The organism is Mesorhizobium sp. M0047, from assembly GCF_040323315.1.
Taxonomy (GTDB): Bacteria; Pseudomonadota; Alphaproteobacteria; order Rhizobiales; family Rhizobiaceae; genus Mesorhizobium.
The window spans coordinates 81,391-103,701 of record NZ_JAMYUW010000015.1 but is presented as its reverse complement, the minus strand read 5'-3'; the positions used below and the strand labels follow the sequence as shown (position 1 = coordinate 103,701).

The 22,311-nt window shown below is 62.4% G+C and carries 19 protein-coding genes; 10 read left to right on the top strand and 9 right to left on the bottom strand.

Annotation, left to right across the window (positions count from 1 at the left end; translation table 11 throughout):
• Nucleotides 1–846: 846 nt before the first annotated feature.
• Nucleotides 847–1,938: an LLM class flavin-dependent oxidoreductase gene (locus NKJ89_RS16905; RefSeq protein ID WP_352604056.1), complete on the bottom strand. Its 1,092-nt coding sequence runs from the start codon at nucleotides 1,936–1,938 to the stop codon at nucleotides 847–849.
• 308 nt (nucleotides 1,939–2,246) lie between these two features.
• Here NKJ89_RS16905 and NKJ89_RS16900 point away from each other — a divergent pair, with 308 nt between their 5' ends.
• The 4 genes from NKJ89_RS16900 (at nucleotide 2,247) to NKJ89_RS16885 (ending at nucleotide 5,448) form a co-directional block, all read left to right on the top strand.
• Nucleotides 2,247–2,426 carry a hypothetical protein gene (locus NKJ89_RS16900; RefSeq protein WP_352604054.1) on the top strand — a complete coding sequence of 60 codons (180 nt, stop codon included), beginning with the start codon at nucleotides 2,247–2,249 and terminating at the stop codon, nucleotides 2,424–2,426.
• A gap of 73 nt (nucleotides 2,427–2,499) precedes the next feature.
• Nucleotides 2,500–3,297, top strand: a complete 798-nt coding sequence (locus NKJ89_RS16895) for an ABC transporter substrate-binding protein (RefSeq protein WP_352604052.1) — start codon at nucleotides 2,500–2,502, stop codon at nucleotides 3,295–3,297.
• Nucleotides 3,298–3,449: 152 nt separating this feature from the next.
• Entirely contained in the window at nucleotides 3,450–4,124 is a 675-nt protein-coding gene (locus NKJ89_RS16890) for an amino acid ABC transporter permease (RefSeq protein ID WP_023758197.1), read from the top strand.
• Between the two features lie 49 nt (nucleotides 4,125–4,173).
• Complete coding sequence (locus NKJ89_RS16885) at nucleotides 4,174–5,448, top strand: cysteine desulfurase-like protein (protein WP_023758198.1); 1,275 nt, start codon at nucleotides 4,174–4,176, stop codon at nucleotides 5,446–5,448.
• A 79-nt stretch (nucleotides 5,449–5,527) separates the two neighbouring features.
• Here NKJ89_RS16885 and NKJ89_RS16880 read toward each other — a convergent pair whose 3' ends face one another.
• From NKJ89_RS16880 to NKJ89_RS16860, 5 genes are all read right to left on the bottom strand, one after another.
• Complete coding sequence (locus tag NKJ89_RS16880; protein ID WP_023758199.1) at nucleotides 5,528–6,358, bottom strand: dipeptide ABC transporter ATP-binding protein; 831 nt, start codon at nucleotides 6,356–6,358, stop codon at nucleotides 5,528–5,530.
• Entirely contained in the window at nucleotides 6,355–7,212 is an 858-nt protein-coding gene (locus tag NKJ89_RS16875) for an ABC transporter ATP-binding protein (protein WP_023758200.1), read from the bottom strand. The genes NKJ89_RS16880 and NKJ89_RS16875 overlap by 4 nt, the downstream gene beginning before the upstream one ends.
• Before the next feature lie 2 nt (nucleotides 7,213–7,214).
• Nucleotides 7,215–8,069, bottom strand: a complete 855-nt coding sequence (locus tag NKJ89_RS16870; protein ID WP_198032195.1) for an ABC transporter permease subunit — start codon at nucleotides 8,067–8,069, stop codon at nucleotides 7,215–7,217.
• A gap of 70 nt (nucleotides 8,070–8,139) precedes the next feature.
• Nucleotides 8,140–9,147, bottom strand: a complete 1,008-nt coding sequence (locus NKJ89_RS16865; protein WP_023758202.1) for an ABC transporter permease subunit — start codon at nucleotides 9,145–9,147, stop codon at nucleotides 8,140–8,142.
• 51 nt (nucleotides 9,148–9,198) lie between these two features.
• Nucleotides 9,199–10,791, bottom strand: coding sequence for an ABC transporter substrate-binding protein (locus NKJ89_RS16860; RefSeq protein WP_352604051.1), 1,593 nt, complete (start codon nucleotides 10,789–10,791; stop codon nucleotides 9,199–9,201).
• A 446-nt stretch (nucleotides 10,792–11,237) separates the two neighbouring features.
• Between NKJ89_RS16860 and NKJ89_RS16855 the strand changes: the two genes are divergently transcribed.
• A complete protein-coding gene (locus NKJ89_RS16855) occupies nucleotides 11,238–13,250 on the top strand; it encodes a long-chain fatty acid--CoA ligase (RefSeq protein WP_352604050.1) in 2,013 nt (670 codons plus the stop codon).
• Between the two features lie 85 nt (nucleotides 13,251–13,335).
• Nucleotides 13,336–14,004, top strand: a complete 669-nt coding sequence (locus NKJ89_RS16850) for a class I SAM-dependent methyltransferase (RefSeq protein ID WP_352604048.1) — start codon at nucleotides 13,336–13,338, stop codon at nucleotides 14,002–14,004.
• Between the two features lie 389 nt (nucleotides 14,005–14,393).
• Here NKJ89_RS16850 and NKJ89_RS16845 read toward each other — a convergent pair whose 3' ends face one another.
• Nucleotides 14,394–15,287: an NAD(P)/FAD-dependent oxidoreductase gene (locus NKJ89_RS16845; protein ID WP_023758206.1), complete on the bottom strand. Its 894-nt coding sequence runs from the start codon at nucleotides 15,285–15,287 to the stop codon at nucleotides 14,394–14,396.
• On the opposite strand from NKJ89_RS16845, the gene NKJ89_RS16840 reads away from it, so the two are divergent.
• Nucleotides 15,286–15,471 carry a hypothetical protein gene (locus NKJ89_RS16840; RefSeq protein WP_032907120.1) on the top strand — a complete coding sequence of 62 codons (186 nt, stop codon included), beginning with the start codon at nucleotides 15,286–15,288 and terminating at the stop codon, nucleotides 15,469–15,471. The two genes, NKJ89_RS16845 and NKJ89_RS16840, sit on opposite strands and share 2 nt — an antisense overlap.
• Nucleotides 15,472–15,572: 101 nt before the next feature.
• Nucleotides 15,573–16,220 (top strand): TetR/AcrR family transcriptional regulator, encoded by a 648-nt coding sequence (locus NKJ89_RS16835; RefSeq protein ID WP_352604047.1) that lies wholly within the window; start codon nucleotides 15,573–15,575, stop codon nucleotides 16,218–16,220.
• Nucleotides 16,221–16,360: 140 nt separating this feature from the next.
• Here the strand turns inward: NKJ89_RS16835 and NKJ89_RS16830 are convergent, their stop codons facing one another.
• Nucleotides 16,361–17,083, bottom strand: coding sequence for an HAD family hydrolase (locus tag NKJ89_RS16830; RefSeq protein WP_352604045.1), 723 nt, complete (start codon nucleotides 17,081–17,083; stop codon nucleotides 16,361–16,363).
• A 5-nt stretch (nucleotides 17,084–17,088) separates the two neighbouring features.
• The gene (gene pgi / locus NKJ89_RS16825; RefSeq protein ID WP_352604043.1) at nucleotides 17,089–18,732 is read right to left on the bottom strand and encodes a glucose-6-phosphate isomerase; all 1,644 of its coding nucleotides are present in this window, start codon (nucleotides 18,730–18,732) and stop codon (nucleotides 17,089–17,091) included.
• A gap of 301 nt (nucleotides 18,733–19,033) precedes the next feature.
• On the opposite strand from pgi, the gene pdxR reads away from it, so the two are divergent.
• Both pdxR and NKJ89_RS16815 read left to right on the top strand, forming a co-directional pair.
• Nucleotides 19,034–20,527 (top strand): MocR-like pyridoxine biosynthesis transcription factor PdxR, encoded by a 1,494-nt coding sequence (gene pdxR / locus NKJ89_RS16820; RefSeq protein ID WP_023758211.1) that lies wholly within the window; start codon nucleotides 19,034–19,036, stop codon nucleotides 20,525–20,527.
• A gap of 194 nt (nucleotides 20,528–20,721) precedes the next feature.
• Nucleotides 20,722–22,308 carry a trimethylamine methyltransferase family protein gene (locus tag NKJ89_RS16815; protein WP_352604041.1) on the top strand — a complete coding sequence of 529 codons (1,587 nt, stop codon included), beginning with the start codon at nucleotides 20,722–20,724 and terminating at the stop codon, nucleotides 22,306–22,308.
• The last annotated feature ends 3 nt before the right edge of the window (nucleotides 22,309–22,311 follow it).

Sequence of the window (22,311 nt, the reverse complement as noted above, 5' to 3'; positions counted from 1 at the left end):
AAACACCCATCGCTTCGTCATCCTGGGGCGGAGCAAGGAGCGAAGCGACGCAGCGCAGACCCCAGGATCCATGCCGCGACTTCAACGCGCTGCTGCGGTGCGGAAATTCTGCTCCGCTGCATTCCTCGGTCAAATGCGGAGGGCAGCGTCCGACCCATTGCCGACGAAGACGTGGCTCGCGCAAGGCGTTCAACTATTGGCTAGCCACCTCCGTCGCAGGAAATGAAAGTCGCACAGGAAGAAAAGCCCAACCAGCATGCCAGATGTGGAGCCCACTACATCGCGCCAGCCAAGCTCGGACCAACTCAACAAAGTCTTGGACAGGGCCTACAGGGGGATTGTCAAAGACAATCCGACGAAACAGGCGGTCGTCGCAAGCCAGAATCTTTCGAAGGATAATGCTTTCTGTCCATCGAAGCCACGAATTCGCAGGAACCGAGAAATCAACTGGCTGTAGATAGCGCCGTCTTGCTTTCGTAGGCTCTGGATGAATATGGCGATGGCGCAGAGAAACGCTGCATACATCGCCAAGAGACCTTTGAAAATCCGAAGGTGAGGATCAACGCCAAAGGGAGCCATGCAGTAGAGCGCCCCGAGGCCCGTGGCAGCCAGAAATCCGTAGAAACAAAGCCGGATAGGATGCCACCGGTCTAGCGATGCAAGAAACATTTCTCGGCCTCAACCCACTCCCAATCAGCCAAGAGCTTCTTCCGCAGGTATTAACTTCTGCTTTCCAGTCCGTCTACGATATTGTCGCAATGCCTCAAATGAAATGATGACTAAATCTCATTCCGCAGCTCCAGTCTCGCCAGCGCCTGTTCTTGCCGGGCTGTCACGGCGGGACCGTTACCCCCGATAGCCCGCCCGCTTTAAAATCGGCAGCACGTGATCGCAGAAATAGGGCAGCTCCTGCGTGTAATTGACGAAGGACAGCGCGATGCCCTGATAGCCGTGCCCGGCAATGGCGACCATGTCGGCGGCGATCGTTTCAGGGGTACCGATCAGCGGGTAAGTGCCCGCGCCGCCGGCGAAACGCTGCCGGTAGCGGTCATAGGCATGCGGGTCGTGCGATTGCGAGAATTCCTTCTTGCCGGCCATATGGGCATCGACCGCATCATGGTCGGCCATCTCAACCGCGTAGCGCGTGTAATAGGCCCGCGCCTCTTCCATCGTCGGGCGGCAGACGACATGCGCCACGGTGTAGACGCCGACGTCGCGGCCCGCCTTGTCGGCCCGCTCGCTGATATCGGCGACATGCTTGCCGGCATTGCTCATCTCGGAAAAGGTCGTGAATAGATAATCGCATCTGGCGGCGGCGAAATCCCGCCCGGGCCCGCCGAAAGCTGCGTTCATGGTCAAGGGTCGTGGAAGCTGCAGGCTGGCTGGCCGGCTGACGGCTTCCTTGAGGCGGTAATACGTGCCCTCATAGTCGAGCGGCTCATCCGAGGCATAGAGCTTTTCGAGGATCTCGATCCATTCCGCTGCCTGGTCATAACCCTTCTCTACCAGCGGCGTGCCGAACATGCCGAATTCCTTCGGGTTCCAGCCACAGACGATGTTCAAGCCTGCGCGGCCCTGGCTGATGTGGTCGACCGTCGCCAACGCCTTGGCCGCGTAGACCGGATGCACGAGCGGCACATGGACGGTCATGAACAGGCCGATCTGTTCGGTGGCCATGGCAAGCGCCGCCGCCCAGGTGAAGGTCTCGAACGACCATTCCCGCACCTTGTTGCGACCGCCGAAACCGCGCCAGCGCGCGATCGGTAGCATGAATTCCAGGCCGGCGCGGTCGGCGATCTGCGCCGCGGTCAGATTGTCCTGCCAGCTTGCCGTCCAGCGTTCCGGCACGTCGGTTATGGCAAGCCCGCCATCCGCATTGGTCGAAAAGACGCCGAGCTTCAGCCTGTTCGGGCTGTGCAATGGATGTGGTTTGTGCATGTCGCGACCTCCCGGCGGAGATCGCACGCTACGGCTCCGCAACAATATTTCAAGCATGAAATAGCTTCGCCTCGCGATGGCGAGGCTGGTGCGTCCGAAGGTTCTTTCTACGACGCGTAGCCGAACTGGCGCGACACGAGCTCGGCCAAGGGCGTATCGGCCGGGCAACAATCCGGTCAAACTTTTTAAGCTTAAAACTTTCGCCTTGAAAACCGCGGCACTTTGGATAAGCATTCCAAAATCGATGGCTATTGCCGCGCCGGAGGGGCTTGCTTGCCAGTCCATCGTGGTGGGAGGGGTTTCAGTCCTTGTCGTTCATAGTGCCCCAGTCATCGTCCAGCGCACGCTATGCCTTCGGCGGTGTGCGCGCCCAGATCCGCGACCTGCACACCGAGAACATCGCTACGGCCTTCCTGCGCATGTGCGTCTGCCGTGAACTTGACCGGATAGTGACCGCTCTCGACCGCATGGTCGCTGCCATGAATTGACGCCCTGCCCGAAGCGGGGCGGCAAAAAACCGTGCGGGAGCAACCCGCCCGATCAACAACAGAGGGAACACAAATGAGCTTCACTCGTCGCAAATTGCTTCTTCTCGCCGCCACCATCGGGATCGCCGCCGGCCCCGCCACCGCCTATGCCGCCGACGTGCTCAATGTCGGGGCCTATCCGACCAATCCGCCCTTCGAATACAAGAACGAGAGCGGCACCTTCGAAGGCTTCGAAGTCGACATTGTCAATGAAGCCGCCAAGCGCATCGGCACGACCACCGACATCGCCGATCTCGGCTTCCAGGCGCTGTTCGCCGCCACCACTTCGAAGCGCATCGACGTCGCCATATCGTCGATCACCATTACGGCGGAGCGGCTGAAGTCGCAGTCGTTCACCCAGCCCTATTATGATTCCGATATGGGCATCGCCACCAAGACCGATAGCGCGATCAAGATGGAAGCCGACCTCAAGGGCAAGATCGTCGGTGTGCTGTCCGGCTCGACCGGCGAGACCTGGGTCAAGGCGCATCAGGAAGCCGATGGCTTCACCGACGTGAAAGGTTACGACACGCAGCAGAACCTGCTGCTCGACCTCAGCGCCGGCCGCGTCGATGCCGCCGTCAGCGACATTCCGGGCATGCAGTATTCCTTCACCAAGATGAAGGATCTGACCGTCAAGGAGCGCATCAAGACCGGCGAACAGTACGGGCTGATGATGACCAAGGACCATCCGCTGCTCGGCAAGCTGAACGACGCGCTGACCGCGATGAAGAAGGACGGCACCCTGGCCGCGATCCACAAGAAGTGGTTCGGCAGCGACGCGCCCGCCGACTCTTCGACCGTGAAGGAAATGCCGCTGCCGAAGGCCTGAGCGGCAATGCATTGACATCGTGCCGGCTGTCCAGGCCGGCACGATTCATTTCACGCTCTGACGCCGGCTCCCGTCGCAGACCGCCTCGCCTTCGGTGAGGCCGATTGATTTTAACGCGAGCATTCTTTGCTCTGGGGTTCGGGAACGCTCCCATGTCGCTGCTCGACACCTTCTTCAACCCCGATGTCATCATGTCCAGTCTGCCGGCGCTGCTGCGCGGCTTCCTGAACACGCTGCTGCTCGGCATCTTGAGCATCGGCATCGGCATCCCTATCGGCCTTTTGATCAGCCTGCTGCGGCTCTATGCGCCGAAGCCGCTGCGGTGGCTTGCGGTCGGCTACACCGACATTTTCCGCGCCCTGCCGGTGCTGGTCGTGCTGATCCTGATCTACTATGCGCTGCCGTTCCTCGGCATCCGCCTATCGTCCTGGGCCTCGGCGGTGACGGCGTTCGCCATCATCATGTCGGCCTATTCGGCCGAGGTGTTCCGCTCCGGCATCGAAAGCATTCCGCATGGCCAGTTCGAGGCGGCGCAGGCGCTTGGCCTGCCGTTCCTGCTGACCCTGCGCAAGGTGGTGCTGCCGCAAGCTATCCGCGTCGTCATCCCGCCAATGACCAGCAACTGCGTCTCGATGTTCAAGGACACCTCGCTCGCCTCCACCGTGGCACTGCCTGAACTGCTCAAGGAAGCGACCAATGCGCAGTCGCTCTATGCCAACCCTTCGCCGCTGATCGGCGCGGCTCTTGTCTATCTCATCTTCCTCTGGCCGATGGTCCGCCTCGTCAGCCTGCTTGAGGACCGCTTCAAGACCGGAAAGACCCGCTGACCTCGCCAGCTGATTCCACCCCGCCCAAGTCCTTCGCAGGAGCCTACGCGTGAACAAGCACCAGACCGACAATGCCAACGCCATGACGTTCCCCGTCGACACCATCCGCGCCATGTTTCCAGCCTTGCAGCGGGCCGGCGACTTCGTCTTCATGGACAACGCGGCAGGCGCCCAGATCCCGCAGAGCGTGCTCGACGCTGTGACCAACCATCTGGTTTCGCACAACGTGCAGCGCGGCGGCCGCTATGGCCGCAGCGTGACCGTCGACCAGTCGGTCGCGGACGCACGCGAGAGCGTGGCGCTGCTGATCAATGCCTACAACCCGGCTGAAATCTGCTTCGGCATGAATGCCACCTCGTTCATTCGCTTGGTCAGCCTCGGCATCGGCCAGATGCTCGGGGAGCGTGACGAGATCATCATCACCGACATGGATCACGACGCCAACATCGCCACATGGCTGGCGCTGGAATCGGCCGGTGCGAAATTCAAATGGTGGCGCATGCGCGAGGACGGCAATCTGCATGTCGACGACCTGCGTCCGCTGGTCTGCGACCGCACGCGTCTGGTCGCCTGCACGGTGACCGCGCATTCGATCGGCTCGATCGTCGATGTCGCTTCAGTGGCTGGGATCGCGCACGCCGCCGGCGCCGAAGTCTTCCTCGACTGCGTACATTACGGGCCGCACGGGTTGATCGACGTGCAGGCCTGGGACTGCGACTACCTCGTCTGCTCTGGCTACAAGAATTTCTCGCCGCATATGGGTTTCCTGTGGGGCCGCTTCGAAACGCTGAAGCGACTGCCGACCTTCCGCGAGGATTTCATCCCCGACGAGCCGCCCTACAAGGTCGAGGCCGGCACGTTCATCTACGAGAACGTCTCCGGCATGAATGCCGCCGTACAGTATCTCGAACTGATCGGCCGCAATCTGGCACCCTCCAACAACCGGTCGCGGCGCGACAACATCGTTGCCGGCATGGGCGCCATCCGCGACTATGAACTGGTGCTGGCACGCGAGATGCTCGCAGTGCTCAAGGACTGCGGCGCGACCATCTATGGCGTAGCCGACGAGGCGCGCATCAATGAGCGCGTGCCGACCTTCTGCTTCAATATCGGCAAACTGTCGCCGCAGCGGATCGTCGAGGAAATGGCCGAGATGCAGATCGGCATCCGCGACGGCCACATGTACGCGCCACGGCTAATGAGGCGCCTCAACCTGTCGATGGATAGCGGCGCCATCCGCGCTTCGCTGGTCCACTACAACACGGTTGAGGAAGTCCACCGCTTCGGCGAAGCGCTGCGCGCCATCATCGCCAAATTGTCGTGAGCCGGCTACTCCAGCGTCGTCATCCCTGGGCGAAGCAAGGAGCGAGGTGTCCCGCAGACCTTAGCATGACGAAGAGGCGCTAAGCCGCCTTCTTCTTCGCCAGCCTTGCCTTGATCGAGGCGACGTCGGCGCGCGGGGTCGCGGCGAACAGGGTCCTGGTGTAGCTGTGCTTAGGGTCGGAAAAGACCTCGTCGCGCGAGCCGTATTCGACGGCTTCACCGAAATACATCACCATCACGTCGTCGGCGATGTAACGCACGACGGACAAATCATGGCTGATGAAGACATAGGTCAGTTGGAACTCGTCCTGCAGGTCGGCGAGCAGGTTCAGCACCTGTGCCTGCACCGACAGATCGAGCGCCGAGACCGGCTCGTCCAGCACCAGCAGGCTTGGGTTCAGCATCAGCGCGCGGGCAATGGCGATGCGCTGGCGCTGGCCGCCCGAGAACATGTGCGGATAGCGGTTGTAGTGCTCGTGACCGAGGCCGACCTTCTTCAGCATCTTCATCGCCAGGTCGCGACGCTCGGCCGCCGGCTTGTCGGTGTTGATCAGCAGCGGCTCGCCCAGCACGTCGCCGATCTTCTGGCGCGGATTGAGCGATCCGTAGGGATTCTGGAAAACGATCTGCACCTTGCGGCGCATGTCCTTTGACAGGCCATGTTTGGCGATATCGACCTTATTGCCGTCGATGAACAGCTCGCCCGCTGTCGCCGGATCGATCAGCGTGATGATGCGGGCTAGTGTTGACTTGCCGCAGCCGCTTTCGCCGACGATGGCCAGCGTCTTGCCCTTGTCCACCGTGAAGGAGACGCCCTTGACGGCATGCACGGTGCGCGGTCCGGTGAACAGGCCGCCGCCGATGTGATAGTCGCGGACGATGTTCTTGCCTTCGAGAACGGTCGTGCTCATAACGCGGCTCCCGCAGCCGAAGGCGCCGGCTCGAACATCATGTCGGACACGGTCGGCAGCCGGTCGCCGACAGCGTTCTCCGGCAAGGCCGACAGCAGGGCCCGCGTATAATTGCTCTTCGGCGACTCGAACAGCGAAAGCACGTCGGCCTCTTCCATTTTGCGGCCCTTGTACTGGACGATGACGCGGTCGGCGGTTTCGGCCACCACGCCCATATTGTGGGTGATCATGATCAGGCCCATGCCGTATTTGGCCTGCAGCGAGACCAGCAGATCGAGGATCTGTTTCTGGATGGTGACGTCGAGCGCCGTGGTTGGCTCATCGGCGATCAGCAGTTTCGGGTTGCAGGCGATGGCGATGGCGATCATGACGCGCTGGCACTGGCCGCCCGACATCTGGTGCGGGAACGAGCTCAGTCGCTCCTCCGGGTCGGCGATGCCAACCAGCTTCATCAGTTCGATGGCACGCGCCCGGCGCTGGGCGCGATCCATGCCCATGTGGAAGCGCAGCACCTCCTCGATCTGGAAGCCGACCGTGAAGCATGGGTTGAGGCTGGCGATCGGCTCCTGGAAGATCATAGAAATGTCCTTGCCGACGATCTTGCGGCGTTCGGACGGACTGAGCTCCAAAAGATCGACGCCGTCGAAGGCCATGCGGTCGGCCTTGACCGTTGCCGTGTTGGGCAACAGGCCCATTACCGCCAGCATCGCCACCGACTTGCCGGAGCCGGACTCACCGACGATCGCCAGCACTTCGCGCGGCTCGATCGCGAGATCGATGCCTTGCACGGCCATGAACGGTCCGGCCGCCGTGTCGAAGGAAACAGTAAGGTTCTTGATCTCGAGCAGAGACATGCTCAGGACCTCTTCAGCTTGGGGTCGAGCGCGTCGCGCAGGCCGTCGCCGATCAGGTTGATGGCGAAGACGGTGATCAGGATGGCGAGGCCCGGGAAAGTCACCACCCACCAGGCGCGCAGGATGAACTCGCGCGCCTCGGCCAGCATGGTGCCCCACTCAGGCGTCGGCGGCTGCGCGCCCATGCCAAGGAAGCCGAGGGCGGCGGCCTCGAGAATGGCGTTGGAGAAGGACAGCGTCGCCTGCACGATCAACGGCGCGATGCAGTTGGGCAGGATGGTGACCAGCATCAGCCTGAGATGGCTGGCGCCGGCGACCTTGGCCGAGATGACGTATTCGCGATTCTTCTCGGCCATCACGGCGGCGCGGGTCAGCCGGGCGAAATGCGGCTGAAGCACAAAGGCGATGGCGATCATGGCGTTGACAAGGCCAGGCCCGAGCACCGCAACCAGCACCAGGGCCAAGAGCAGCGACGGGAAGGCCAGGATGATATCCATGATGCGCATGATCAGCGTGTCTACCCAGCCGCGGCAGTAGCCGGCGAGCAGGCCGAGGATAACGCCCGAGATCAGCGCTGACGTGACGACGACGAAGCCAATGGCGAGCGAAAAGCGCGAGCCGTAGATCAGCCGCGACAGCATATCGCGGCCGACGGCGTCGGTGCCGAGCAGGAACTGCGCGTTACCGCCCTCCTGCCAGGCCGGCGGCGTCAGGAAGAAGTCGCGGAACTGGTCGTCGGGCGAATGCGGCGCCAGCAGCGGCGCGAAGATGGCGATCAGGATCAGCAGCGCAAAGACGAAGAGCCCGATCACCGCGCCCTTGTTGACGGAGAAGTAGTGCCAGAACTCGCCGAGCATCTGCAGCCTGGCGTCTTGCGGCTTGACGACGGTCACGGCTTCAATGGTGGCTGGGCCTTCGTTGCTCATGTCAGTTGGCCCGGATACGTGGGTTGATGACGGCGTAGAGCACGTCGACGATGAGGTTCACCGACATGACGATCAGCGCGATCAAGAGCAAGCCGCCCTGTACGGTGAAATAGTCCCGCTTGGAAATAGCGTCGATCATCCATTTGCCAATGCCGGGCCAAGAGAAGATGCTCTCGGTCAGGATGGCGCCGGTCAAAAGCGTTCCGACCTGCAGGCCGATGGTGGTGACGACCGGGATCAGCGCGTTGCGAAAGGCATGCAAACCGATGACTCGGCGCGGCGCCAGGCCCTTGGCACGCGCGGTGCGCACATAGTCCTCGCCGAGCACTTCAAGCATCGCCGATCGCGTCTGCCTAGCGATGACCGCCAACGGGATGGTGCCGAGCACGACGGTTGGAAGGATGAGGTGCGACAGCGCCGAGCGGAAGGCGCCCTTCTGCCCCGAGATCAGGGAATCGATGGTCATGAAGCCGGTCACCGGCTTGAAGAAATAGAGAAGGTCGATGCGGCCGGAAACCGGCGTCCAGTGCAGCGTGCCGGAAAACACGATGATCAGCAGCAGACCCCACCAGAAGATCGGCATGGAATAGCCTGCCAGCGCCGTGCCCATGGTCAGCTGATCGAACCAGGAGCCGCGGCGGATGGCGGCGAAGATGCCGGCGGCGACGCCCAGGATAACGGCAAAGATCATGGCGAAGATGGCGAGCTCGACCGTTGCCGGGAAGCGCATCAGGAAATCCCTCAGCACCGGCGTCTTGGTCGAAAACGAGGTGCCGAAATCGCCGCTCAGGATGTTGGTCAAATAGGTCAGGTACTGTTGCCATATCGGCAGATCGAAGCCGAACTGGTGCATCAGCGCCGCGTGGCGTTCGGGCGACAGGCCGCGTTCGCCCGCAAGCACCAGCACCGGATCACCGGGCAGGATGCGCACGAAGCCAAAGGCGAGGATGGTTATCCCGATGAAGGTCGGGATGATGAGGGCGAGCTTGCCGAGGATATAACGCAGCATGGCGGGCGAGTGGGGGCGTCACCATGCGGTGACGCCCCCGTTTCGCGAACCTTATTCGGCGATATCGACGCCGTCGAAGCGATGGATGCCGAGCGGATCCATCGCAAAGCCGGTGACGGTCTTCTGCATCGGCATGAACACCTTGGAGTGAGCGAGTGTCGCCCAGGGCGCCTGTTCCTTGAAGATGACCTGCGCCTTCTCGTAGAGCTTGGTGCGCTCGGCCTGATCCGAAACGGTCTTGGCCTTGTTGATGAGCGCATCGAAGTCCTTGTTGCACCATTCCGCGCGGTTGTTCGAACCGACGGAAGCGCAGCTCAGGAGCACGCCGAGGAAGTTGTCCGGATCGCCATTGTCGCCGGTCCAGCCAACGATGACGGCGCCGTCGTGATCGACAGCCGAAGCGCGCTTGAGGTATTCACCCCAATCGTAGCTGACGATGTTGACGGTGACGCCGACCTTGGCGAAGTCCGACTGGATCAGTTCAGCGGTGCGGCGCGCGTTCGGCATGTACGGGCGCGACACCGGCATGGCCCAGACGTTCATCTTGAGGTCCTTGACGCCTGCCTTTTTAAGCAGCTTCTTAGACGCTTCCGGATCGTACGGATCGTCCTTCACTTGCTTGTTGTACGACCACATGGTCGGCGGGATCGGATTGATCGCCACCTGGCCGGCACCCTGGAAGACGGCGTCGATGATGGCCTTCTTGTTGATGGCCATGTTGAGCGCCTTGCGGACGCGCACGTCGTCGAACGGCTTCTGCTGGGTATTGTACATCAGCGCGCCGACATTGAGGCCTTCCTGCTCGTCGACCTTCAGGCTTGGTTCAGCCTTCAGGCCGGCGATATCGGCCGGTGCCGGGTATGACATGATGTTGCATTCGCCGGCCTTGAGCTTCTGCGCGCGCACTGCCGGATCGGTGGTGATGGCGAAGACCAGATCGTCGATCTTCTGCTTGCCTCCCCAATAGTCCGGGTTGGCCTTGTAGCGGATGGCTGCGTCAGTCTGGTAGTCGACGAAGATGAACGGGCCGGTGCCGATCGGCTTCTGGTTGAACAGTTCCGGGGTCTTGTCGGCCTGCAGCTTGTCGGCATATTCCTTGGAGACGACCGAGGCGAAGTCCATGCCCAGCGTCGGAATGAAGGTGATTGCCGGCTCCTTGAGGGTGAACTTTACCGTCAAGTCGTCAACCTTCTCGACCTTGGTGATGTTGTCGCCGAATTGGTCATTGTAATACTGGTAGGCAATGCCCGGGATGTATTGGAACCACGGGCCGTTCTTGTCGACCTGACGTTGGAAGGAGAACACCACGTCGTCGGCGTTGAAGTCGCGCGTCGGAGTGAAATAGTCGGTGGCGGCAAACTTGACGCCCTTGCGCAGCTTGAAGACGTATTCCTTGCCATCGTCGGAGATCGTCCAGCTTTCAGCCAGGCCCGGCGAGATCGTCGTCTTGCCGTGATCGAATTCGACAAGGCGGTTGAAGACGGTGCGCGAGGATGCGTCGAAGGTTTGGCCGGCGGTATACGGCGCCGGGTCGAAACCCTCCGGTGAAGCTTCCGCGCAATAGACCAGAGTTTTCGCGTTGGCCACGCCGCCCAGGACGCTTGCAGCCAGCAACGCGGCTGCAAAAGTCAGTTTCTTCTTCATTGAGCACTCCCTGATGTTCTTCCAAGCCCCTCTATCAGGCTCGCGAAGCGCGCATATAAGCACCGTTTTTCCGGCTTTGGAACACCCCGTTTGCTTACCCCGCGGGAAGCAGGAAAAAAATCCGCGATTTCGCTTAAACGCAGAAAAAATTAGCAGTTTTTTCCAATCACGAGATTGTTAACGACCGCATTTTTTTATTGATTGCCGATCTGACGATATTGATGCCGCGCGCACTTCCGAGCCGCCGGGTGTGCGGCAGGACAACGGTCGCGGCAGGAAGTATTTCTCGACGGCAAATCTTTCGCCGCCTTGCCGCAGGGGCAAGACTTGCACGGTCGTCAATGGAGGCAATACATAGGTGGTATAGCGGCGGCAGCGGAGGACGTCTCTGTCAATTCAGGGGCGAGCGCAGCGCGATCGAACAAGAATTGTCGAGGGAGGAACGGGTGGCAAAAGCATCGAGGAAGACGGCGCCGGCGAAGACGGAAGCCAAGGCGGCTCCAAAAGCAGCCGGCGGCATGTCCACGCCGAAAGTGCCCGCTGCCAAAGCCGCCGCGCCCAAGCCGAAGGCGCCCGTGCCGGCGAAGGCAAGCCCAAAGCCGGCAACCAAAGCCCCGATCAAGAAAGCCTCGACAAAGACTGTTGTCGGAAAGACGGTGCCCGCGGCAAAGCCGGCAGCTGCCAAGCCGGTGGCGAAGGCTGCAGCGGCCAAGGCCTCGCCGGCAGTGAAGCCTGCCGAGGCTGCCGCCAGGCGATTGCCGAATGCACTGACGGCGCTGGCCGCAGGACTGCCGGAAAAGCCGTGGCTCAAGAGCTATCCGAAAAACGTGGCGGCCGAAATCGGCCCCCTGCCCTATAGTTCGATCGGCGATTTCCTGGTTGCCGCCTGCAAGCAATTTTCCGCGCAGCCCGCCTTCACCTGCATGGACAAGTCCATCAGCTACGCCGATGTCGAGCGGCTGTCGGCGGCCTTCGGCGCCTATCTACAATCGAAGGGTCTTCAGAAAGGCGCGCGCGTCGCGCTGATGATGCCGAACGTGCTGCAATATCCGGTGGCGATGATGGCCGTCTTGCGCGCCGGTTATGTCGTGGTGAACATCAACCCGCTCTACACGCCGCGCGAGCTCGAACATCAACTCAAGGACTCCGGTGCGCAAGCCATCGTCATCCTCGAGAACTTCGCCAACACCTTGCAGGCGGTGATCGCCAGGACGGCGGTCAAGCATGTCGTGGTTGCCGCGATGGGCGACATGCTCGGGGGACTGAAGGGTAGCATCGTCAATTTCGTCGTGCGCCGGGTGAAGAAGATGGTGCCGGCCTGGTCATTGCCCGGTCACGTCAAGTTCAATGTGGCCTTGAAGGCCGGCGCCGGCGCGACCTTCAAGCCGGCCAAGGTGACGGCCAATGATGTTGCCTTCCTGCAATATACGGGGGGCACCACGGGTGTCTCGAAGGGAGCCACGCTGCTGCACAGCAACGTGCTCGCCAACGTCGCGCAGAACGCGCAATGGATGGAGGACGCCTATACGATCAAGCCGAAACCGGCGCATCCCAACTTCATCTGCGCGCTGCCGCTCTATCATATCTTCGCGCTGACGGTTAACGCGCTGATGGGCATGCAGCAAGGCGCCCGCAATGTGCTCATTCCCAACCCGCGCGACATTCCCGGCTTCGTCAAGGAGCTCCAGAAATACCCGGTGCACATCTTTCCGGGCCTCAACACGCTGTTCAACGCACTGCTCAACAATGAGGATTTCCGCAAGCTCGACTTCAGGCCGCTGATCCTGACGCTGGGCGGCGGCATGGCGGTGCAGAAGGGCGTCGCCGAACGCTGGAAGGCGCTGACCGGTTGTTCGGTCACCGAAGGCTACGGCCTCTCGGAAACCTCGCCGGTGGCCACGGCCAACAAGTTCACGGCCGGCGACTTCACCGGCACGATCGGCCTGCCGCTGCCTTCTACCGAGATCGCCGTCCGCGACGACGACGGCAACAACCTGCCGCTCGGCGAGGTCGGTGAAATCTGCATCCGGGGACCGCAGGTGATGGCGGGCTACTGGAACCGGCCCGATGAGACCGCCAAGGTGATGACCAAGGACGGCTACTTCAAATCCGGCGACATGGGCTTCATGGACGAGCGCGGCTACACCAAGATCGTCGACCGCAAGAAGGACATGATCCTGGTCTCGGGCTTCAACGTCTATCCGAACGAGCTCGAGGAAGTCGTGGCGATGCATCCGGGAGTGCTCGAAGTGGCGGCGATCGGCGTGCCGGACGAGCATTCGGGCGAGGTGCCGAAACTGTTCGTGGTCAAGAAAGATCCGGCGCTGACCGCAGAGACGCTCACCGCGTATTGCCGCGAGAACCTGACCGGCTACAAACGGCCCAGATACATCGAGTTCAGGACCGAACTGCCGAAGACACCGGTCGGCAAGATCCTGCGCCGAGCGCTGCGGGAATAAACGCGATTTGAAGGATGGCCCTGGCAATCGAGGGTTCGCGGACGATGGCCGACGTCCCGACGCGGCTACGTTCATCAAGGCGAATATGCGCCTTGTGCCTGTTCCGGCACTTCCCCAAATCCTGCTCTACACGGCCCATCCGGCAAGTGGTCTCAGGCGGCTGATCGAGTGGCGTGACGATGACGTCGAGCCGGAAGACAGCATCGAGGCCGACGAGGACGGGACCGAACCGCAGCCGCCCTACTGGGCCTATGCCTGGGCCGGCGGCGCGGTGCTTGCCCGCTTCATATTCGAGCGACCGCAGACGGTAATCGGGCGGCGTGTGCTCGACCTCGGCGCCGGTTCAGGCCTCGTCGGTATCGCCGCCGCCAAGGCTGGCGCCCGCGCGGTGCTTGCGGCCGAGATAGACCGTAACGGCGTTGCAGCGATCGGCCTCAATGCCGCCGCCAACGGCGTCACGATCACCGTTGTCGACAAGGATATCACCACTGGCCCGCCACCGGCCGTCGACCTTGTGCTCGCAGGCGATGTTTTTTACGGCCATGAGGTTGCCTTACGCGTTACCCCATTCCTCGACCGCTGCCTGGCCGCCGGCATCGAGGTTCTGGTCGGCGATCCCCGTCGCACCGATCTGCCGCTGTCACGGCTGCGATTGCTCGCCGAGCACCAGGTGCCGGATTTCGGCGACGCGAAGGGTGTCGCGACGAAACCGAGCGGTGTGTTTTCCTTTGAAGCGGATGACCGCTGTCGCTGAGATCAAAACCCAGTCACTCGGAATGTACCGAGTTCGACCGCCAACGCAGATGATCATCCAATCAAAGGCACGTTCAGATAGCAGTCGTGACGGCCGCTAACATCTAAGCTCAGCGTCCCCTAATTCGCCAATGTACTTTTCGCCATACAGATGTATCCGCTCAAGTCGCTCGAAGCAGCTCTCCGCGAATAGAGCGCCCCGTCGCTAACGTCGCCTACGTCACGGTCGTCCTCACGCGCCATGCCAAGTCTAACAGATGCGGTTGCGCCGACGATCTTCTTGCCACGGGCCTCTATCGCACCACCGCTGATCTGCTGGCGTAGGCGCTCTCCCCCAAAAGGAGGTTTTCCGCGACGGCCCGCGGCAACCGGAGAAGGGAACCTGTGCTCTCAAACCAGCATCGACTGCTGGGAGAAGATGCCCGCCATCGCGCCGTGCGATGATGCCGTGGTGACCGAGGCCATGAGGGGGTTGGCGAGGTCGCCGGCGGCGTAGATGCCGGGCATGCTGGTTTCGCGGCGCTCGTCGACCTTGAGGGCAATGCCGAGGGGCGAATCGACCGTGGCGAGGCCCAGTGATTCATGCAGGCTTGCGGACGGCTTGTTGCGCGGATGCGCGAACAGGATGTCGACTGCGACATTGGGGCCGGTATCGAGCTCGACGGTGGCGTGATGGCCCCCGTGATGGGCGATTCCGGTGATCCGGCCATCGACGACAGGTATATTGCGGTGCCCCAGATCGGCCCGAATATCGGGCGGAATGTCGTGACCATCGGCGAAGAGCGTCAACGTGTCGGTCCAGTCGTGGTACAGCCTGACATAATTGTGCGACTGCCGGCCGGACCAGACGAGGCCCCAATGCTGGCCGGCGACTTCAAAGCCGTCGCAATAGGGACAGGGCACGATGGACGTGCCCCAGCCTTCGGCAAAGCCCGGAACATCAGGCATCTGGTCGACGACGCCATAGCTCAGGATCAGCCGGCGCGCCGCAAGGCTTTCGCCGTCGCCAGTGAGGACGGAGAAATCGTCGATGGCGCCAGAGATGCTGTCGGCCCGGGCATTGACCAGCCTGATCGTGGGATAGCGCGCCAGTTGCTGCCGCGCCTCGGCCAGGATGTCCAGCGGTGGCTTGTGGTCGTGGCCGAGCAGGCCATGCGAGTGGCCGGCAAAGCGGTTGCGCGGCAGGCCGGTATCGAGAACGGTGACCTTGCGGCGGGCACGGCCGAGCTGCAGGGCGCCGGCGAGACCGGCAAAGCTGCCGCCGATGATGATGACGTCATCCATGATGGGCTCCGTGTTGTGGATGGAGGGGGTTGGGCTGGGCCGGGCGCGAAATATCGTCCACCGATACGCGCTCGAGACGGTCAGCGAGCAGGGCTTCGGCATCGACGAGAATGTCGCCCATCACTGTGTTGACCGGCCGGACAATGCCGCATTCGATATCGCCGGGCGGCCCGGGGAAACTTGATTTGGAGGACAAGTTGAAACCGACCCGTTGGCTTGCACATTTCAGATACTACGTGGTATCGTAATGCACGAATTAGGATACTGTCAAGGACTGGAATTGTCGTGACCGTAAACAGCCAGGGCCGGCGCGGCCGGCCGGCCAACGAGGCGCTTGGCCAAACGATAGTCGACGCCGCGTACGAACTCTTTGAGGAACTGGGTTTTCATGCGACGACATTGGACAAGGTCGCCCAGCGAGCGAAGATATCCAAGCTCAGCATCTATCGGCACTTCGAGAACAAGGAGGCGCTGTTCAGCGCGGCCATCGCGGCCCGCTGCCGTCAGTTTGCACCACAGGCCCTTGTTGAAGGCGTCGACGGTTCGGCCGAAGATCAGCTCATGGCGGTGGGATCATCGCTGCTTCGCACGCTGTTGAGCCCGGACGTCCGCAGTGTCGAAGCCATGATCATGGCCGACAAGACGAATCAAAATTCGTTAAGCAAGGTCCATTACGAAGCCGGCCCCGCCCATGTCATCGCCCAAATCGAGGCCCTGTTGCGCCGGTTGCACGCGAAGGCGGTTCTGAACGTGCCCGATCCTCTCCGGTCCGCCCGCTTGTTTGCCGCGCTTTTCAAAGGGTCCGATCTCCTGATTATCGCACGCTTCGATCAGGCGAGAGCAGAGGACGACAACGAAATCGAATCCTATTGCCGGTCGGCCGTCGCCATGTTCATCGCCGCGCACGGCGGCAAAGGCCACGCAGGATACTAATCCCGCACATCTTATGTCACGGGGTGAAGTGAAGAACGGCAGCTAACCGTCGGTTTCGACTACCTGCAGACGTTCGGCTCACCACCCCATCTCAGCCGTTGGCGGGAAAGTCCCAAGTCGATTTGCCAAGCCTAGCCCGGTCAGATCGTCTCCTTGACCCGTGCCGAGAGGAAGTCGGGCAGATCGGCAACCGAATCAAGAACAATGTCGGCAATCCCGGCCAGCGATTCGCGGGTGCCGGTGCCCGAGAGCACGCCGACCGCCAGCCCGCAGCCGCCGGCCCGCGCCATTTCGAGGTCGTGGCGGTTGTCGCCAACCATGGCGATTTCAGCCGGCTTCAGCCCGGTGAGATCGCTGAAGGCCAGGATGGTGTCGGGCGCCGGCTTCGGATTGGCCACCGCGTCGTAACCATAAGCCGCGTCGAAGAGCTGGGCGACGCCCAGCGTGACAAGCGTCTTTTCCGCACCGCTGGTCGAATCGTTGGTGGCGACGCCAAGCCGGTAGGATTTTCTGTGCAAGGCCGTCAGCGTGTCGACGATGCCCGGCAGCGCCACAGCCATCGCCGAGCCCTGCACCGAGGTGATCTCGTTGAAGCGGGCAACCGCAAGCATCTGGTCCTCATTGGACAGCCGCGGGAACCACAATTCGACGACGTCGAGATTGGTGCCGGAGGCAAAGATGGAGTCAGGCTTGAAGCGCTTGCTGGTGAAATCGAAGCCGGCGGCCGCCAGCAGCCTGTCGGCTTTCCAGCGATCACCCTCGGACGCATCCATGGCCATGAAGTCGGCAACTCCAAGCCAGGTCGCGTTGAAGTCGACAAGCGTTCCATCCTTGTCGAACAATATACCCTTGATGTCTGCCAAGCTTTTCACTCCGATCCACGCAAATGGTGGATGAATCCCACGAGACCAGCGGTCGATGCATCCCGCTTGGCGGCACTTTCCTTGCCCTCCACGACAGGCAGAAGGCCGGTGGCGAGTTCCTTGCCGAGTTCGACGCCCCACTGGTCGAAGGAGTTGATGTTGAACAGCGTTCCCTCGACGAAGACGCGGTGCTCGTAGAGCGCGATCAGCCGGCCAAAGGTGCGCGGATCGAGTTTGCGGTAGAGGATGGTCACGGAGGGCCGGTTTCCGGAGAAGACGCGGTGCGGGGCAATTTTGTCGACCTCGGCCGGCTTCATGCCCTTGGCCAGCATCTGGGCGCGGGCCTCCTCAAGCGTCCGGCCCTTCATCAGCGCTTCCGACTGCGCCAGGCAGTTGGCGAGCAGCAGATCGTGCTGGTGCTTGAGCTCGGGCTCGTGGCCGACGGCCGCGGCAAGGAACTCGACCGGGATGAAATCAGTGCCCTGGTGCAGCAGCTGGAAGAAGGCATGCTGGCCGTTGGTGCCGGGCTCGCCCCAGACCAGTGGTCCGGTCGGCGTCGTTACGTCGGCGCCTTCGAGGGTGACGCTCTTGCCGTTGGATTCCATATCGAGTTGCTGCAGATAGGCCGGTAGCCTGGATAGGCGCTGGTCATAAGGGATGACGGCGCGCGCCGGATACCCGCAGATCACGCGATGCCACCAGCCGACCAGTCCCAGCAACGTCGGCAGGTTCTCCAGCACGGGCGCGGTGCGGAAATGCTCGTCCATCTCGTGCGCGCCATCGAGGAACGCGCGGAAATTCCGCGGGCCGACAGCGATCATCACCGGCAGGCCGATCGCGCCCCAGAGCGAATAGCGGCCGCCGACCCAGTCCCAGAAGCCGAAGACGCGATCCGGCGCGATGCCGAACTTGGCCACCAGGTCGAGCGCGGTCGAGACGGCGGCGAAATGCTTGCCCACCGCTTCCTTGCCGAGCGCTTCCTGCACCCATTTGCGCGCCGTCTGCGCATTCGTCATCGTCTCGACGGTGGTGAAGGTCTTGGAGGCGATGATGAACAGCGTGGTTTCGGCCGACAGGCCCTTCAGCGTGTCGTGGATATGGGCGCCGTCGATGTTGGAGACGTAATGCGCGCGCGGCCCGTCATGATAGGGCGCCAGTGCCAGCGTCGCCATGGCCGGACCGAGATCGGAACCACCGATGCCGATGTTGACGATGTCGGTGATCTTCTTGCCCGTGGCGCCAGCCGCCTTGCCCGACCGCACGGCGTCGGCAAAGGCGCCCATCGCGTCGAGCACGGCTATGACGTCCGCCTTGACGTCCTGGCCATCGACGGTGACGCCCTTGCCGGTCAGGTTGCGCAACGCCGTATGCAGCACGGCGCGATCCTCAGTGAGGTTGATCTTCTTGCCGGCGAACATGGCGGCGCGACGACCTTCGAGATTGGCCGCCTTGGCGAGCCGTTCCAGCAAGTCCATGGTGAGCCCGTCGACGGCGCATTTCGACCAGTCGAGCAGAAGGTCGCCGTCGGTGGCGGAGAATGTCTCGAAACGCTTGGGATCAGCGGCGAAGGCCTGGCGCATGCTGGCGGGCGCCGCCGCGCGATGATCGCGCAAGGCAGCGAGCTGTTTTTGGAAGGACGATTGATCCACTGCCGAACTCCGAAACCTCGAGCCATCATTACGAACCGGATGTTTCCGGCGCGTGTCGTCGCGACAATCTATCGAACCTAATTCGAGCCATTTCAATGCGCAGCGATGACGCACGAAGTCATCGCCGGGACGAGGCGCCGCGTCACCCCGCGATGCCGCAGCGCAGCATCAAAATGGCGTGAAGGATCACTGGCATAAATCCCAACGATCAGAAAAATTGATTGGCGCAACCCCTTGTGCCACGGTTACGTTCGGCTGGTCCAGCCAAGCGAAAAAGACTGGCCATCGAGGAACACCTCCCATGCCACAGCGTAACGACACGGCCATATGGTCCGGCCTGTTCCGGATTTCGGCGGAATCGGGCCAGACCCTGCAGGCGCAGATCCGCCAAGCCATCGTGGCCGCCATTCTCGACCGCCAGATTGCCGCTTCGATGCCGCTTCCTTCGTGCCGGATCCTGGCTGAAAAGCTCGGCGTTGCGCGCGGAACCGTCGTGCTGGCGTTCCAGCAGCTCGTCGACCAGGGCTTCCTGGTGGCACGCGAGCGGCGTGGCCATTTCGTCAATCCCGATGTGCTGGCAACGCCTGCCAAGCCGCACCAGAAGGCGCCCGACCAGGCCAACGAAATCGACTGGAAGGCACGCCGCAAGATCGCCGCCAGCGACATGCCGCCGCCGGCCAAGCACGAGAACTGGATCAAGTCGTCCTACCCCTTCGTCTACGGCCAGTTCGACCCGGCGCTGTTCCCGACCGCCGAGTGGCGCGAGTGCAACCGCATGGCGCTTGCCGTGCTCGAAATCCGCAACTGGGCGTCCGACATGGTCGACCGCGACGATCCGCTGCTGATCGAGCAGATCCAGGCGCGGCTGTTGCCGCGACGCGGCATCTTCGCCAATCCCGACGAGATCATCGTCACGCTGGGCGCCCAGAACGCGCTTTACATGCTGGCGACGCTGCTGATGTCCAAGGGCTCCAAGGTGGCGATGGAGGATCCCGGCTACCCCGATGCACGCTCGATCTTCCGCCTTGCAGGCGCCGACATACAGCCGGTGCCGGTCGACCAGTCCGGCATCGTAACCGCTTCTATTCCCAACGATTCCGGGTTCGTCTTCGTCACGCCCAGCCACCATTGCCCGACGATGGTGCCGCTTTCGGCGGAACGGCGGCAGGATCTTCTGGCGCGAGCCAACCGCTACAACCAGATCATCATCGAGGACGGCTATGACAGCCAGCTTCTCGACGAAGCACCGCAGCAGGCGCTGAAAAGCCTCGATCGTTCCGGCCGTGTCGTCTATGTCGGCTCGATGTCGAAGACGCTGGCTCCCGGCCTGCGGCTTGGCTACATCGTGGCGTCTGCCGGACTGATCTCCGAGCTCAGGGCACTGCGCCGCTTCATGCTGCGTCATCCGCCGGCCAACAATCAGCGCGCCGTAGCACTCTTCCTGTCGCTCGGCCATCATGAGGCGCTGGTACGACGGCTGTCGTCGGCCTTCGACGAGCGGCGCAAGCGGCTGGTCCATGCGATTTCCGCCTTCCTGCCGGAGTGGCGCTCGACTGATTCGGCCGGCGGCACGTCGCTGTGGCTCGAGGGACCGCGCGGCACCGATTCACGCGGGCTGGCCGAGGCAGCAGCCTCGCGCAGCGTCATCATCGAGCCGGGCGACCGTTTCTTCGATCGGACCGAGAAGCCTTCGCGTTTCATGCGGCTGGGCATCTCGTCAATCGCGCTGCAGCACATCGAGCCAGGCATCCGTGAACTCGCCACCGCCGCCGGACGCAGGCCGGCGGCCGCCTGATCCATCGCCCACCCCTTTGGACCGCAGCCGTGCAGGCGTGGCTCCGGTCCTTTAGTGTTCTGGCATATGCGACCGGACCCTCTGGCTCATAGTCTGGGCCAATGCCGGCGGCATAGTCGGAGCACAAAGGGGAAGAAGCAGCCGATGGTGGACCAACCGCCGCGCCCTGCTTCTCGGAAAGGTGGAGTGTCTCCATGTCAGTTCTTGAAAAGCAGGAAGCGGCGGCGGACCAGCGTTCGCGTCGCTCCGGCGGGCGCGAAGCGCGCCGCGCCATGCGGGCAGCACCCTTGGCCGACGACATCAAGCCGGTGCGCGCCGGCCTCGAAGGCGGCAGCTACGGACCGCTGACACAGAACGACCAGGAACGCATCCACGAAGCGGTGTTGACGCTCCTGGAGACGGTTGGCTTTGCCAATGCCATCCCCTCTTGCATCGAAGCCTTGACAGAGGCCGGCGGCACCTATGGCGACGATGGGCGCATCCGCTTTCCACGAGCGCTCGTGCTCGACACGATCAAAAAAGCGGCACGGCATTTCACGCTACACGGCCAGGACCCCAAGCACGACATGCTGATCAAGGGTAAGCGCGTGCATTACGGCACGGCCGGAGCTGCCGTGCATCTGGTCGACGTCGAGAAGCGCGAATATCGCGAGTCGCTGCTGCAGGACATCTATGACGCCGCCCGCCTCGTCGAAGGGCTCGACAATATCCACTTCTTCCAGCGGCCGATGGTGCCGCGCGATATTCCCGATCCGCTCGAAATGGATTTCAACACGCTCTATGCCTGCGTGATGGGTACGTCCAAGCATGTCGGCACCTCGTTTACGGTGCGCGAGAATGTGCAGCCGGCGCTCGAAATGCTCTATGCCATTGCCGGAGGCGAGGAGAACTTCCGCGCCCGGCCGTTCGTGTCGAACTCGAACTGCTTCGTGGTGCCGCCGATGAAGTTCGCCGAGGACGCCTGCGGCGTGCTCGAGGCTTGCGTCGAGGGCGGCATCCCGATTCTCCTGCTGTCGGCCGGGCAGGCCGGCGCCACGGCACCGGCGGCGATTGCCGGTGCGGTGGTGCAAGCGGTGGCCGAAGTGCTGGCCGGTCTGGTCTATGTCAACGCCATCAAGCCGGGCCACCCGGCGATCTTCGGTACCTGGCCGTTCGTTTCGGATCTGCGCACCGGCGCAATGTCCGGCGGTTCGGCCGAGCAGGCAGTCCTGACTGCAGCGTGCGCACAAATGGCGCAATACTACGACTTGCCTGGCGGTTCAGCCGCCGGCATGACGGATTCGAAACTGCCCGATATCCAGTCCGGCTACGAAAAGGGCATCACCGACGTGATGGCCGGTCTCGCCGGGCTCAATCTCGTCTATGAATCGGCCGGCATGCATGCCTCCCTGCTCGGCTTTTGCCTGGAAAGCCTGATCATCGACAACGACATGCTCGGCCACTGCCTGCGCTGCGTGCGTGGCATCGAGGTGAGCGACGAAGCGCTGTCGATCGATACCATTGCCGATGTCTGCCTGAAGGGTCCGGGCCACTATCTCGGCAATGAGCAGACGCTGCGGCTGATGCAGACGGAGTATTTTTACCCCGCCGTCGGCGATCGCTTTTCTCCCAAGGAATGGAACGAGAAGGGCCGGCCCGACATCTTGCAGCGGGCGATCATCGAGAAGAAGCGGGTGCTTGCCGAGCGCTTTCCGCGCCATGTGCCGAAGCCGATCGACGACCGGCTGCGCGCCCGCTTTGGCGAAATGATCAAATTGCCGCGCGGCAGGATGGGCGGGTAAACA